Origin of the sequence: Peptostreptococcus anaerobius VPI 4330 = DSM 2949, from assembly GCF_000381525.1 — a bacterium.
Taxonomy (GTDB): domain Bacteria; phylum Bacillota; class Clostridia; order Peptostreptococcales; family Peptostreptococcaceae; genus Peptostreptococcus; species Peptostreptococcus anaerobius.
In genome coordinates this window covers 36,487-52,782 of sequence record NZ_KB906612.1, presented here as the reverse complement: position 1 = coordinate 52,782, position 16,296 = coordinate 36,487, and the positions used below count along the sequence as shown (strand labels likewise).

Below are 16,296 nucleotides of genomic sequence, written 5' to 3'. Positions count from 1 at the left end.
TATAGAAAAAGCGTAGAAGTAAATAGAAAGATCATAAAAAAAATAAACCAACAAATTTAAACAGCATCCTAGACTAAAGTAAATAGCTAAGATGCTGTTTAATTATAATATATTTAAGTCTCTGTCAGTAATTTTATAATATCGCTACTCTCACTAGTATAGGACATTATCAAGCACAAGTACTCTTCTGCCCTAGTCATAGCAACATATACCTTATTTAAGTCTCCTGCAAAATCATTTACTAGGTAGTCTTGCTCATCTTTGCTGATACTGTGGTTGTATAGCATCTCCAACTCACATATTATAACAGCCTTGTATGACAAGGACTTTATAGAGTATATGTTTGATACTGTAACACCATTTTTGGGACTTACTAGTGTTATGGTATCATCTGCCATTGTATAGGCAATACCAGCCTCTTCTAATGACTTTCTTAGCATATACTGAAAATATATAACCTTGCCATTTTTAAGCCTCTTCTTATTGAAAGGATAGACTACTGCAATATCTTCTGGTCTGTAGCCCTTATCATTGACTAGGTGGTTGATCTCCCATATTACGGATTTTATCTGCTCATCTAAATCATCAATCTTGACTATATTCACAGACTCACTAGACTTGTACATTGCCCTAGTCTTCTTGAACATATCTATTGCGATATTGGCCCTGACCTTTCTCAATAGCTTGTTTGACCTGTCGCAATAATCATTTATATAGTCCACTATCTTGTTTGACTGTAGGTAGTTGTTTTTAAGTTCCAACTCATCCTCATACTCAATAGCCTTGGCACGACACTTGTATATATTTAGGTTATTATTTATATTATAGGCCTTACATATAGATATATTGAATATATATTTCTTGCTATATAAAAACTCGTGCATCAAAAGTATTTCATCTTCATTGAAGTTCTCTCCCTCACTGACGAATATACCCTTGAACATCTTCTTGTTTTTCACAGAGTTTTGTACCTGTTTCATAACATTAGTAAAGGCCTTATCGTAGTTCTTTTTTAGTGTATTGTAGTCTATAACTAGGTCATTGGCCTTGGCAACCTTGAATACAAAGGAGCTAAAAGTATGGAGTTCTATATTTGACATATCTACCCTCATCAGACTAAGTAGCTCTAGACACCTGTTGTACTGTTGTTTTGTAAATGTCAGAAACAAAAACTTGTGGTGGGGATATATCTTAGATAGCTTTATCAGTCTAGCTAGCATAATACTAGTTTTGCCGGTTCCAGCCCCTCCAAGTATAACATGGTTTCCATAATCAGCAGAATTTACGCACTCGATCTGCTTGTCATCCATCATTACCATTTTGTATCCTAGGTTTAGCCCTGAGAATGTAATCTTTTTGATGTGTTTGTTGTAGCTATTGCCCTTTGTGAGTACAAAATATTCTGAACAAATATTGTACAAAAATATACCTAGTGCAACATCACTATTTTCTTGCCCAAGCAAGGAGTCGAGTTTAGCCAAGTCACCGATAAGTTCTTGGGCCTCATTTCCACAAATAATGCTATTGTCTACAAATTCACCTAGGCTATAAGTATCAACTATCTCCTCTATATAAGGCATAACATAGACAAAATTGTAGGAAATCTCTGGGTATAGCTTGGTCATCTTTGAGGCCATCAGCTTGTGTTCCTCGTTCATGACCTCTAGAATCTCTTCATCAAGAAATGAAAACAAGTCCTCAGTAGTATCCATGAATTTTATAAATAATATCCTATTATTTTTTTTGTACAGCATATCAATATTAATACCCTTAAATGGTATCGGATTTGGTATGATATAAGCATCATCACCCAACTTGTTGTATATTTCAAGTTCAAAATCCTTAAGTTTGAGAGCATCCAAGTGTGATTTTATATCTGAGAATAAATTGCTCACTCAACCACCTCCTATTAGGATTATTATACCATCTTACTAGTTTATATACAAATCATATTTATCCATATAATAGTTTATATACAAATCATATTTATCCATATAATAGTTTATCATTCATTAACTTTAATTTCACCTTAAAAGATTTATCAGTCTATAAAAAACTTTTGGTATATAAAAAAAGAGTGCATAAGCACTCTTTTAATATTATTATTTAGCATAGTCAGTCGCTCTAGTCTCTCTAATGATACTAACTTTTATCTGACCTGGATAGTCTAGATCTTCTTCTATCCTCTTTGTCATGTCTCTTGCTAGTAGGTGCATTTCTTCGTCACTTACTTCTTCTGGCTTAACCATTATTCTTACTTCTCTACCAGCCTGAATAGCAAATGATTTTTCAACACCCTCATAAGAGTTAGTGATTTCTTCTAACTTTTCAAGTCTCTTGATATATGATTCAAGAGTTTCACGTCTTGCTCCTGGTCTTGCAGCTGATACAGCATCTGCTGCTGTTACAAGTACAGCCTCAACAGTCTGTGGTTCATAGTCACCGTGGTGAGTACTCATTGCATGGATGACTTCCTTAGATTCTTTGTACTTCTTCAACAAGTCCATACCAATCTCAATGTGTGTACCTTCTATTTCATGGTCAACTGCCTTACCTATATCATGTACCAAACCTGCTCTCTTGGCAAGCTTTGGATCTGCTCCAATTTCCTCTGCCATGATACCAGCCAATATTGAAACTTCGATAGAGTGCTTTAAGACATTCTGTCCGTAACTTGTTCTGTATTTTAGTCTACCCAACAGTTTTACGAGTTCAGGATGTAGCCCATGTACTCCTGTATCAAACATTGCCTGTTCTCCAGCTTCCTTGATAATACTCTGAACTTCTTTCTTACCCTTTTCAACCATTTCTTCTATTCTGGCTGGATGTATTCTACCATCTGAGATTAAGTTTTCAAGGGCTATCCTTGCAACTTCTCTTCTTAATGGGTCAAAGCCTGATAATATCACTGCTTCTGGAGTATCATCGATTATTAAATCTATACCTGTCAAAGTTTCTAGGGCCCTGATATTTCTTCCTTCACGTCCTATGATTCTACCCTTCATTTCATCGTTAGGTAGGTTAACTACTGATACAGTAGTCTCAGCAACGTGGTCTGCAGAACATTTCTGAATAGCATAGCCAATTATTTCTCTAGCTCTCTTTTCAGCTTCTTCCTTAGCCTTGTACTCCTTTTCCTTAATCATCAATGACATTTCTCTTCTTACATCTCTCTCTGCATTTGAAAGGATTATTTCTTTTGCCTCTTCAGTTGTAAATCCTGAGATACTTTCAAGCTTCTGTACCTGCTGCTCCCTAATTTGCTCAACTTCGTCTTCCTTTTTCTTTACATCTTCAACTTTTCTTGTAAGATTTACTTCCTTCTGTTCTAAAGATTGCATTTTCCTATCAAGAGTCTCCTCTTTCTGTAGAACTCTCTTTTCATATTTCTGTACTTCGTTTCTTCTTTCTTTGTTTTCTCTTTCACCCTCAGTACGTAATCTATGAATCTCTTCTTTAGCTTCAAGAAGTTTCTCTTTTTTAACAGTCTCAGAGTCTCTGTTAGCCTTTTCGACAATTTCCTTAGCCAGTGTTTCGGCCTGTCCAATCTTAGCTTCAGAGATGTTTTTTCTGATAACATAACCAATCAGTAATCCTATTATAACTGCTATAGCGGCAGTTCCTATAATATATACTATTATTATGTCCACCTCCTTTTTCTTATTCTGTTTTCAAGGTTCAAAATCTTGTTCTATTATTACATTTGAGTTCAATGGTTTCTTGTCTAAAAGACACCACCATAATGGATATAATACCTATTTGATATCTAGCCCATCATGAGCAAAACATCTACTATAACATTTATCCCTATATCCTATTTTATAATCTTTTATCAATAATGTCAATTAATTGTAAATATTTGTTTTTTTTTACTTAAAATTATACAAAAATCCGTAGACAGCTAGACATCCAAAGCTAGAACAAGTATCTAACATTTGATATCAATATACCATCTACGGATTAATTTTAAAATTTATGACTAGTAATTAATTTCCAATTTATCTTGCTAGAAAGTAAGTTGTTCCTCACCCATCTTAGCCTCTTCAATTGATATGTTCTCACTGTCAAAGTCAAGGCCGTAGTATTCTCTTACCTTTGCCTCTATTTCATTTGCTATATCTTCATTTTCTTCCAAGAATGCCTTTGAATTCTCTCTACCCTGGCCTATCTTGCTATCCTTGTAACTGTACCATGCACCTGATTTTTTGACAACATCTATACCTGTTGCTACTTCTAGTAGGTCGCCCATCTTTGATATTCCTGTACCGTACATAATGTCAAACTCTACCTGCTTGAATGGTGGGGCAACCTTGTTCTTTACAACCTTGACCCTTGTCCTAGATCCTATCATCTTGTCACCCTGCTTGATAGTTTCTATTCTTCTGACCTCTAGTCTTACTGATGAGAAGAACTTAAGGGCTCTACCACCTGTTGTTGTCTCTGGATTACCGAACATAACCCCTACTTTTTCTCTCAACTGGTTGATAAATATAACAACACAGTTTGACTTCTTTATAGATCCAGTCAATTTTCTAAGTGCCTGTGACATAAGTCTAGCCTGTAGACCTACGTGAGAATCTCCCATGTCACCTTCTATTTCTGCCTTAGGTACTAGGGCAGCTACTGAGTCTATTACTAGTATATCTACAGCTCCTGATCTTATAAGGGACTCTGCTATATCTAGGGCCTGTTCTCCTGTATCTGGCTGAGATATGACTAGGTTGTCTATATCCACTCCAAGAGCCCTTGCATATACTGGGTCAAGTGCGTGTTCTGCATCTATAAATGCTGCTATACCATCTCTCTTCTGAGCCTCTGCTATACAGTGAAGGGCTACAGTAGTCTTACCTGAAGACTCTGGTCCATATACTTCTATTATTCTTCCTCTTGGTAAGCCACCTACTCCTAGGGCTACATCGAGACCTATAGACCCTGTAGGTATAGAGTCTATCTCTAGTGAAGAAGTCTCACCAAGCTTCATTATTGATCCTTTTCCGTGCTCTTTTTCAATTTTACCAAGTGCCTCATTAAGGGCATCCATTTTATTCTTGTCTATTGTCATTTCGTTTCCTCTCCATACAAACATTTGTTCTTATATATTTATTATAAATTAATAGATACAAAGTGTCAAGAACAAATGTTCTCTTAGAATACTTTTATATACTAGCTAGTCTATCTACATCTATATAGGCAAAACTACTTAAAAGTAAACTACTTTAATATTTTTCCAAGCCATTACTTCTTATTGATGATCACGTCTAACACATATTATTAAGATATTACGCATTGTAAATATGTGATATGTGATATTTAATATACTTTATTATGCCTATTGAACAATTCTTATATCTATTACATATCAGAAAATAGTTTTCTATTTGCATAGAAATATTCATATCCTGAATACAAAGTAAGTATGGCAGCTATATATATCAGTACTCCACCTATAGTCTTGAAAACACCAGGTCCCATATGAGCCCCTAGTAATAGGAATATTATCGCAAACATCTGTGTTACTGTCTTTAATTTACCACTTGATCCAGCAGCTATTACCTTGCCTTCTGCAGCTGCAATTGCCCTCATAATACTCACTGCCAACTCTCTTGCAACTATTATTATAACTATCCATGCTGGAACTAGATTGACTTCTATCATTGAAGTAAGGGCCGCTATAACCAGTAGCTTGTCTGCAAGTGGATCCATAAATTTACCAAAATCTGTGACTAAATTTCTAGCTCTTGCTATCTTTCCATCAAGCATATCTGTTATAGATGCAAGGGCAAATATAATCATAGCTATTATATACTTGCTTGATATAGGCAAGTACATACATAGTACAAATAATGGTACCATGCATATCCTAAGTACTGTGAGTTTGTTTGGTAAGTTCATAATAATACCTCCTTAAATATTTATCTTTTTCATAGTTGGTACTTCATCTACAAGGTGGCCTTTAAGGTCATACTCATAAGCTGATTCGACCAAGACATCTACCATGTCTCCTCTTGAAAGATCTCTTTTTGTTTCAACATATATGACGCTGTCTATCTCTTCGGCATCATATTTTGTTCTACCTATATATAGTGTATCGTCAATCTGGTCTTCTATCAATACTTCGTAGGTATTTCCTATCTTTTTCTGATTAATAATTTCAGATACTGACTGCTGGACCATCATCAGTCTCTCAAGACGTTCTTTTTTGGTATCTTCGTCTATATGGTCAGGAAGCCTGTCAGCCGGTGTATCTTCTTCTCTTGAATAAGTGAAGGCCCCCATCCTGTCAAGTCCCATATCCTCTACAAAGTCTAGCAGGGTCTCAAAGTCTTCATCAGTCTCACCAGGAAAACCTACTATAAAGGTAGTCCTTATAGTCGCATCTGGTATCTTTGACCTTATCATTTCAACCTTGCTCCTTAGCTCTTGGTTGCTGGTATGCCTGTTCATCAGCTTTAGGATTCTGTCACTGGCATGCTGCATTGGAATATCAAAATAGCTACATAGGTTGTCATATTTAGCTATTACATCAACTATTTCTTCCGTTATTCCCTCTGGATAAGAATACATGACCCTTATCCACTTAAAGCCCATCTTGGCTAATCTTTCAAGTAATTCTGCCAACATGACCCTTCCGTATCTGTCTCTTCCGTATACACTAGTGTCCTGGGCTATCACAACCAATTCCTTGACGCCTCTTTCTAAAAGACCCTCTGCTTCAGCCAAAAGATCTTCTAGCTTCCTACTCCTATATTTACCCCTCAACTTAGGAATTATACAGTAGGTACAATTATTGTCGCATCCTTCTCCTATTTTAAGGTAGGCTAGGTGGTCAGGTGTAGATATATACCTAGGTAGATCTTCATTAAAGCTAAAGTTGATATCTCCAATCTCAACTATACCATCTCTAGTCATCAAGTTGTCTACAACAGTTGTGATATTTTGGTAGCTTCCTGTACCAACTATAGCATCTATTTCTGGTATTTCTTCCTTTAATTCATCTGGATACCTCTGGGCAAGACATCCTGACACCAAAAGATACTTTAGACTACCCTCGTTCTTAAGGTCTGCATATTCTACTATAGAATCTATAGACTCCTGCTTGGCAGACTCTATAAATCCACAAGTATTTACAATAACTACATCAGCCCCTTCAGGACTTGAAACAAGTTGGTGGCCCTTCTTGTTCAAGAGCCCCAACATAATCTCCGCATCTACTAAATTTTTTGAACATCCTAATGATTCTAAGGCTATTTTCAAATCTATTCCTCCAATTTACTCTAATTCTAATTTAATTTTCTATAACAAACCCTCTAGGTCTTGCTTGGAAATAAGGACCTTTCTAGGTTTACTGCCCTCACTAGGACCAACTATTCCTCTTTCTTCCATATCGTCTATGAGCCTTGCAGCCCTGTTAAATCCTATCTTGAACTTTCTCTGTAGCATTGATGCAGATGCCTGCCCATTGGCTACCACAAACTCGATACACTCGACCAATAACTCGTCAGCTGAAGATACTTCATCAGTGTTTACATTTGATATCTTCTCTTCTATATCATCTGCATAGGTATGCTCTCCAACCTCATTTTTGATATGTTCTATAATCTTGTCTGACTCGGCCTCTGATATAAATGCCCCCTGTAGTCTGACTGGCTTGGCTGCTCCAAGAGGATAGAATAACATATCTCCCTTACCAAGTAGTTTTTCGGCTCCACCCATATCTATTATAGTCCTAGAGTCCGTCTGGGACGATACTGCAAATGCTATTCTAGATGGTATGTTGGCCTTGATCACACCTGTTATAACGTCTACAGAAGGTCTTTGAGTAGCCACTATAAGGTGCATACCAGCAGCTCTTGCCATCTGGGCAAGCCTGTGTATACAGTCTTCTACATCATTGGCAGATACCATCATAAGGTCAGCCAACTCGTCTATTATTATTACTATTCTAGGAAGTGGATTATCCGTCTTTTCGTTGTAACTCTTTATATCCTTTACCTGAGTCTCTGCAAAGAGCTTATACCTTCTATTCATCTCAGTAACAGCCCAAGTAAGAGCATTGGCAGCCTTTTTAGGGTCTGTTACAACTGGTATCAAGAGGTGAGGTATTCCGTTATAGTTGGATAGCTCGACAACCTTAGGGTCTATCAATATCAATTTGACCTCGTCTGGCTTGGCCTTGTATACCAAACTAGTGATCAAGGTATTTACACATACAGACTTACCTGAACCAGTAGAACCTGCTATTAGTAGGTGTGGCATCTTGGCTATATCACCAATTATAATCCTGCCTGCAACGTCCTTGCCTAGTCCCATGGCCAGCTTAGAAGGGTATCCATTGAACTCCTTGCTCTCTATGATTTCTCTTATGCCTACCATCTGAGACTCCTCGTTTGGAACCTCTATACCTATGGCATTTTTACCCGGTATTGGGGCTTCCATTCTTATAGACTTGGCTGCAAGAGATAGGGCTATATCATCTGTAAGGTTGACTATCTTACTCACCTTAACACCCGGTCTTGGCTGTATTTCGTACCTAGTGATAGTAGGTCCAACCGTAACCTGGTTGATAGATGCCTCAACACCAAAGTCCCTAAGAGTCTGCTCTAGTCTTCTTGCATTTTCTAGTACCTTTTGCTTTGACCTCTTGTCAGACTTGTTCACAACCTTATTAAGGAGTGAAACAGGTGGCATCTTATAGTTTGCATATTTTATATGCTCGTTTTCTTCTTCAAATAAATCTTCTTTTTCTGGTTCGACTATCTGACCGGGACCACCCATCAACTTACTCTTAGGACCAATATCATTTAAGTTCGGTGTGATACCATCTATACCCTCTAGGTCACCCTGCTGTAGCTTCTGAAGGACTTCAAGGTCTGATAGGCTCTGAGTTCCTTCTAGTATTTCAAGATAGTCGTCCTCTGCCTTGTTGAAACCAACTATTTTTATAGTCTTATCTGTATCATCCTCTTCTTCAGGACTATCTTGGTCATTCTTTTTAAACTTGTCCTTTATCTTTGAGAATATACCTGTCTTACTGATAACAGTCGTTTCCTCAATTCCATCTACATTTGTCTTGTTTTTATTGAACACCTTTAGCTTTGACAATATATTTGCCCTGCCATTAGAAGGATTCTGGGCAAGCTCTATCATATCTGCTATAGATATGTCCATAACCTGTAGTATGCATATAATCGTAGCAAACACTACTATAAGCCATGCACCCACAAGTCCAAGTAGATGTGTCAAGTAATAAGTCACAAATGAAGGTATAAGTCCCATACCCTCTCTTGAAACACCCATCTTTATTATATCCTGTATTTCATCCATCCTTAGTGGACTAGATGAAGGTGACTGAGCATAGTTGATCAAACCATAATAAAGTATCAAGAATATAGGTATTATATACTTCATCTTGGTTCTTCTAATCCTATTTATTTTTTCGTTATTGCGGATAAATCCTGTTATACCTGCTAGTACTAGGACAAGTGGCACAAGGATAGCAAGTCCACCAAATAATCCCTTAAATATCAGCTGTATTATTCTAGGCAGAAGAGCTCCTGATGATGACATTAGTCCATATCCTATAAATAGACCTAAAAATATAATAATCAAATTGTGATATTCTGGGTTATATTCTCTCTGCCTTCCCTTAACAGGACTCCTTCTTTTTCTACTCTGTTTTGACTGAGGAGGTCTTTTTGGTCTCCCCTTTGAATTCTTAGCCACTATAACACCCCTTTCATAATAGCCTTAACTCCCTTTCCTGTGACTCCAATTGCCATAGGTTTACTAAATATCCTATCTATTAGATCCTTCATGTAGTCAATATCTATATCGTCCACTATCTGACTTATCTCTTCAGTTGACTTGAGTTTTTTGCCTTCTATTTCATACTCTCCTATCAAGAGCATCCTGTCCTCAGTATCCTCAATATTCATCAAGACACTGCCCTTGTACTGCTCCTTGGCAAATAGGAGTTCGTCTCTTGTAATATAATTGTCTACAAGGTCTGCTATCTCCTTTTTGACAAGCCTATACACTTCTTTTAAATTATCAATAGCCATACTAGCATAGATTCCAAATTCAGCATAATTTCTATAGAAACTATCTGAAGAATATATACTATAGGATAGGCCCTTTTCTTCCCTTATATGCTGGAAGAGCCTTGAACTAGGTGAGTTGCCCAATATATTACCTAGAAGTTTGACCCCATAAAAATCCTTGTCCACCCTATCATCTGGACACTCAAATACTATGGCTATATTGGCTTGCTCGTCCTCCCTGTCCTCAACAAAGGCAATAGGTAAAAAGTCCTGTCCCTCTTGAATAGTAGATACATCATAGGACTTCCAAGAAGAAAAGTTGTCTTCTATCTTATCAACTAGATCATCAAAATCAAAGTTGCCACTTGCAACTATAACAGAATTGTTAGCAACATAGTGGCTATCAAAGAAGTCAATTATCTTTTCTCTGTTGATATCCTGTATAGATTCAAGAGTTCCCAGTACATTCCTGCCTATGCCCTTATTTGAATGAACCCTTTTAAGAAGTTCTTCATATACATAGTCCTCAGGAGAATCTTCATACATTTTTAGTTCTTCTCTTATAACAGACTTTTCTTTTTCTATCTCATTTTCATCAAAGACGGAATTCTTTAGTATGTCAGCCAAGACCTCTATGCCCCTGTCTATATGGTTGTATGGCATCTTGACATGATAGCAAGTATGGTCATGTGTCGTAAAGGCATTGATGTTGCCACCGTAGTAGTCAATGTCATTAGATATCTTCTTGGCAGACCTAGTCTTAGTCCCCTTGAAAAGCATATGCTCTATAAAGTGGGCTATTCCCCTATTGTCTTCTGATTCCATCCTAGAACCTACATTTATCCAAACGCCTAGAGATACAGACTTGACATATGGTATCTCTTCAGCGACAATTCTAACTCCATTTTTTAATATTTTTTCTTTTATAATATTCACCTCTTTTTATCATTTACCTTTCATTATAACATAGAAATAGGTAATTTTTTCTTATATGGCTATAAATGTTTTATATTTACTTGTACCTATTATATATTACCCCCACCGTCTTAACTTTAGCTTTCAAATACATGCCTAAACAAGAAAAGAGCCTTTTAATAGACATCTGTTATCTAACAGAAAAACCTATAAGGCTCACTTATACTATATAAAACTATTCACAATTTATTCTTATCTCATATCCTCAAATAGGTCTTTAGAATAAACTCCCTCTTCAATCAGCTCGTCAAATGATTTTATAACTGCATCAAGGTCCTCTCTATAAGTTATTCCAAACCACTTGTCATGAGTTTCTAGTAGCTTAACAGATATTTTACCATCTTCAAGTAGGCCACCTATATGTATTGGTATAAGGTATTCTGCTGACAAGGCTTTGTCCTCAGCTAGCTTGTCGAAAAACTCCTTAAAACCATCCTCAAGTATATCTATATACTCAGGAGTAAATCCCCACATATTCATAGATACATATGAGTTGACATCTATTTTTCTACCTTCTGTCTCAGCACCTTCTTTTGTCTTTACTATATTGTAAGTTTCTTCAACATCAGTAAGGTAGTCATTTTCATCTACTGAACATATGCCCCTTGTAACACCACCGTTTTCACTAAGAGTGTTTTTAAGGATAAATCCAGACATACAATAACTCTTCTCTTTAGATGAGTTTGAAATCAAAAATTCATGTATATTTACAAATGATTCCTTTCCATAATAATCATCTGCGTTTATAACTGCAAAAGGCTCATTTATGATATCTCTACAGGATAAGACCGCTTGACCTGTTCCCCATGGCTTTTTACGTCCATCAGGCAAGCTTACCCCCTCAGGTAGATCGTTTAAATCTTGGTAGGCATAGGCTACCTCCACATTATTTTTGCTGCAGATTTTTTCAATCCTATTACCTATTACCTCCATAAAGTCTTCCTTGATATCTTCACGAATTATAAAAATAATCTTATTAAATCCAGCATTTATAGCATCATGTACTGAATAGTCCATGATTATCTCACCAGACTTGCCTACTGATTCCAACTGCTTTATACTAGCACCATATCTTGACCCTATGCCAGCAGCCATTATTACTAACGAAGTTCTCATTATATTCTCCCTACTATACTTATTTATTATTTGAATTAAAATAAAAAATCAACTCAAGCACACAAATGCACTTGGTAAACTATATATTTCTACTTTACAATATGCTAACAACACCATAGCTAACTGTAGCTATAATAAAGCCTGCCACAATATTGCCAACTATAATATATGGCAATACATTCTTGGGTCTAAAACCAAGCAAGACAGCCAAAAGACTACCACTCCATACACCCGTTCCAGGAAGTGGAATTGCAACAAATAAAAACAGGCCTATCCTACCTATTCTATTGACATACTTGCCTCTTCTCAAGACCTTGGACTTCATATTCAAAATCCTCAACTTAAGAGGCCTTATGCTCTCAAGCTGAAACAAGACCCTATTTATGCCATACAATATAAATGGACATGGTATGCAACTCCCCAAGACAGAAAAAATTATAGATGTCCTAGCACTCAAACCTAAAGACAGACCAATGGGTATGGCTCCCTTTAGTTCTATTATGGGTAACATAGATACAAAAAAGACTATCAATTCTTTTTTCAAAGTAACAATAAGGTCCATCATATCCACATACCCCCAATTAAAATATTTACATCTGTTTATTATACCATACTCTTCTATAAGTTTCAATTCAATCGTTTACATATAAAATCAAGTATTTGTAATCCTAATTATAGTGATGCTATTGTTTAGTTATACGCTTATTATGAATTGGTATCTATATCTATATCTTTATCTATATCTTTATCTATATCTTTATCTTTATCTTTTTCTTTATCTCTATCTTTAAAGATTATAAACTTACTAGCAAGGTAATTGAGAACCACAACAATTACATTTGTAAGCAACTTCCATACAAAGGCCTCCTGATTCATCAAGTCAACAGCCATATACATAATAGCTGTATCAATGATGCCTGTTAGGAGCCTAGCAGAGAAAAACAAGGGTATCTCCCTAAGCAAGTAGTCTATCTCCCATGACTTGCTGTTAAACACATATAATTTATTTGTAATATAGGCAAATAAAACTGCCAGCACCCATGCTACTATATTTGACACCACATTAGTGACACCAAACTTGTAGTAGAGTAGGTTATATGTTACAATATTTACAATAGTAGTCAATACACCAAAAAATAAATATGAAATAACACTTTTATATCTTTTATAGTACTCAATTATCATTATAGTAGCCCCCAAATTATATCATATATTTAAAACACACAAAATATTTATATTTCTTACACTGCTTCTAACCTTATATTAAATCCACACAAAATATTCATATTTCTCACATTGCTTCTAACATTATATACAAATAAGCAAATATTTGCAAGAATAAATACCTAAGTAAATCAACAGGTAACCATATGACCCATGATTTTTTGAGCGCATAGGTATTAAAAGCCTACTTTTTGACCCCACTAAAAAATATCAACCCCTAAATCTTGGTCAATACCAGTCAATAGGGGTTGATTACTTATGGTTTATATAATTTTATATGATTTTATTTGTCTCTATGTGAGTCGCCCTTTCTCTTCTTAACAGTTGCCTGAGCAGCAGCTAGTCTTGCGATTGGCACTCTGAATGGTGAGCAAGATACATAGTCTAGACCTGTATTGTAGCAGAATTCTACTGAAGATGGTTCTCCACCGTGTTCTCCACAGATTCCTAGCTTTAGGTTTGGCTTAACGCCTCTACCAAGCTCTGCAGCCATCTGAACTAGTCTCCCTATACCCTTTTGTTCTAGTACCTGGAATGGGTCTTTTTCAAGTATTCCCTTGTCTACATATTCTCCAAGGAACTTACCAGCGTCGTCTCTTGAATAACCGAATCCCATCTGAGTAAGGTCGTTTGTACCGAATGAGAAGAAGTCAGCAACCTCTGCTATTTCATCAGCAGTTACACAAGCTCTTGGTATTTCTATCATTGTACCTACTGTGTAGTCTACCTTTACTCCAGCCTTTTCAAACTCTTCGTTTACAGCTTCTTCTATTAGTGGTCTAAGCATCTTTAATTCATTTACATGACCAACAAGTGGAACCATTATTTCAGGTGTTACCTTGTGTCCGTCCTTAGTAGCAAGTACTGCACCCTGAGCTATAGCCCTTGCCTGCATTATACATATTTCTGGATATGTAACAGCAAGTCTACAACCTCTGTGTCCTAGCATTGGGTTGAATTCATCTAAGTCAACAACTCTCTTCTTAAGATCACTTGGTCTAATTCCCATCTGCTTTGCAAGTTCCTCTATTGATGCATCATCATGAGGTAGGAATTCATGTAGTGGTGGGTCCAATAGTCTGATGTTACATGGCTTGCCATCCATTGCCTTGAAGATTCCGTGGAAGTCTTCTCTCTGGAATGGAAGTAACTTATCTAGTGCCTTTACCCTATCTTCTACATTTTCAGCTATTATCATTTCTCTAACAGCTGGTATTCTATCTTCTTCAAAGAACATATGCTCAGTTCTACAAAGACCTATACCCTCTGCACCGAACTCTATAGCCTTCTTAGCATCTCTTGGGTTGTCGGCATTTGTCCTAACCATCATATCTCTTATTTCGTCTACCCAGTTCATAAATACTTCGAAGTTACCAACTAGTTCTACACTAGTCATTTCAACTGAACCTAGGTATACACAACCTGAAGAACCATCTATTGAAAGGTACTGACCTTCCTTTATTATCCTGTCTCCACATCTGATTTCTCTAGCTGCTTCATCAACTCTTAATTCACCACAACCTGCTACACAGCACTTACCCATACCTCTAGCAACAACTGCAGCATGAGAAGTCATACCACCTCTTGCTGTAAGTATACCTTCAGCACTTACCATACCTTCTATATCTTCTGGAGAAGTCTCCTGTCTAACTAGTAGAACCTTTTCACCTTCCTTGGCATGAAGAACTGCATCATCTGCATGGAAGTATACCTTACCTGTTGCAGCACCTGGAGATGCTGGAAGACCCTTAGCAAGTAATTCTGCAGACTTTAGGGCCTTTGGATCAAATGTTGGGTGTAATAACTGGTCTAACTGATTTGGCTCAATTCTCATTATAGCCTCTTCCTTGTCTATTGTACCAGCGTTTACTAGGTCAACTACTACATTTATAGCAGCCTTAGCTGTTCTCTTACCATTTCTAGTCTGTAGGATATATAGCTTACCGTTTTCTATTGTAAATTCTATATCCTGCATATCCTTGTAATGAGCCTCTAATTTCTGTGTAATATTTACAAACTGATCATACATTTCAGGCATTTCTTCCTTAAGTGTATCTATTGACTGAGGTGTTCTTATACCTGCAACAACGTCTTCACCCTGGGCATTTATCAAGTATTCACCAAATAGTCTATTTTCTCCTGTTGATGGGTTTCTAGTAAAGGCAACACCTGTACCTGATGACATACCCATATTACCGAATACCATTGACTGGATATTTACAGCTGTACCAAGGTTTCCTGGTATATCGTTTAATTTTCTATATACTATAGCTCTTGGGTTGTTCCAAGATCTAAATACTGCCTCTATAGCAAGCATCAACTGCTTCTTAGGATCCTGTGGGAAGTCTTCTCCTATTTCATCCTTATATATCTTCTTGAATTCTTCTACTATAACCTTTAGGTCATCAGTTGTAAGATCAAGGTCTGAACTATATCCTTTAGCTTCCTTCATCTTGTCTAGAACGTTTTCAAACTTATACTTTGGAACTTCCATAGCAACGTCTGAGAACATCTGTATAAATCTTCTATATGAATCATATGAGAATCTTTCGTTCTTTGTAGAATCTATTAGACCCTTTACACTTGTATCGTTAAGACCAAGGTTAAGTATTGTATCCATCATACCTGGCATTGAGAAAACTGCACCAGATCTTACTGATACCAACAATGGATTGTTGTCACTTCCTAGCTTCTTGCCTTGTTCTCTTTCAAGCTGAGCTAGTTTGTCTTCTACCTGGTCTATTACTTCTTGTCTGATTTTTAAATCGTTTTCATAATAGTCATTACAAGCTTCTGTAGTTATTGTAAATCCCTGAGGTACTGGAAGACCAATATTAGTCATTTCTGCTAGGTTGGCACCCTTACCACCTAGCAGGCCTCTCATATCCTTATTACCTTCATCAAAACTGTAAACAAATTTTGTACTCATTAGATTCCTCCT

Annotated in this window: 11 protein-coding genes; all 11 read right to left on the bottom strand. The window is 36.6% G+C overall.

The window, feature by feature from the left end; translation table 11 throughout:
- Positions 1-113 precede the first annotated feature (113 nt).
- Positions 114-1,895 carry a UvrD-helicase domain-containing protein gene (locus tag F823_RS0104015; protein ID WP_002844440.1) on the bottom strand — a complete coding sequence of 594 codons (1,782 nt, stop codon included), beginning with the start codon at positions 1,893-1,895 and terminating at the stop codon, positions 114-116.
- Positions 1,896-2,102: 207 nt separating this feature from the next.
- The gene (gene rny / locus F823_RS0104010) at positions 2,103-3,650 is read right to left on the bottom strand and encodes a ribonuclease Y (RefSeq protein WP_002845482.1); all 1,548 of its coding nucleotides are present in this window, start codon (positions 3,648-3,650) and stop codon (positions 2,103-2,105) included.
- Positions 3,651-4,006: 356 nt separating this feature from the next.
- Positions 4,007-5,062 carry a recombinase RecA gene (gene recA, locus F823_RS0104005; RefSeq protein ID WP_019595406.1) on the bottom strand — a complete coding sequence of 352 codons (1,056 nt, stop codon included), beginning with the start codon at positions 5,060-5,062 and terminating at the stop codon, positions 4,007-4,009.
- A 290-nt stretch (positions 5,063-5,352) separates the two neighbouring features.
- Positions 5,353-5,892, bottom strand: coding sequence for a CDP-diacylglycerol--glycerol-3-phosphate 3-phosphatidyltransferase (pgsA, locus tag F823_RS0104000; RefSeq protein WP_019595405.1), 540 nt, complete (start codon positions 5,890-5,892; stop codon positions 5,353-5,355).
- A 12-nt stretch (positions 5,893-5,904) separates the two neighbouring features.
- Complete coding sequence (gene rimO / locus F823_RS0103995; protein WP_019595404.1) at positions 5,905-7,254, bottom strand: 30S ribosomal protein S12 methylthiotransferase RimO; 1,350 nt, start codon at positions 7,252-7,254, stop codon at positions 5,905-5,907.
- A 39-nt stretch (positions 7,255-7,293) separates the two neighbouring features.
- A complete protein-coding gene (locus F823_RS0103990; protein WP_002845488.1) occupies positions 7,294-9,723 on the bottom strand; it encodes an FtsK/SpoIIIE family DNA translocase in 2,430 nt (809 codons plus the stop codon).
- Entirely contained in the window at positions 9,723-10,976 is a 1,254-nt protein-coding gene (locus F823_RS0103985) for a M16 family metallopeptidase (protein ID WP_002845489.1), read from the bottom strand. Before F823_RS0103985 ends, F823_RS0103990 begins: the two co-directional genes overlap by 1 nt.
- Before the next feature lie 231 nt (positions 10,977-11,207).
- A complete protein-coding gene (locus tag F823_RS0103980) occupies positions 11,208-12,131 on the bottom strand; it encodes a nucleotidyltransferase family protein (protein ID WP_019595403.1) in 924 nt (307 codons plus the stop codon).
- Between the two features lie 94 nt (positions 12,132-12,225).
- On the bottom strand, positions 12,226-12,696 hold the full coding sequence (locus F823_RS0103975) for a COG2426 family protein (protein ID WP_019595402.1): 471 nt from the start codon (positions 12,694-12,696) through the stop codon (positions 12,226-12,228).
- Between the two features lie 140 nt (positions 12,697-12,836).
- Positions 12,837-13,316, bottom strand: coding sequence for a GtrA family protein (locus F823_RS0103970; RefSeq protein ID WP_002845492.1), 480 nt, complete (start codon positions 13,314-13,316; stop codon positions 12,837-12,839).
- Positions 13,317-13,638: 322 nt separating this feature from the next.
- Positions 13,639-16,284 (bottom strand): pyruvate, phosphate dikinase, encoded by a 2,646-nt coding sequence (gene ppdK, locus F823_RS0103965; protein WP_002845493.1) that lies wholly within the window; start codon positions 16,282-16,284, stop codon positions 13,639-13,641.
- Positions 16,285-16,296: the final 12 nt, after the last annotated feature.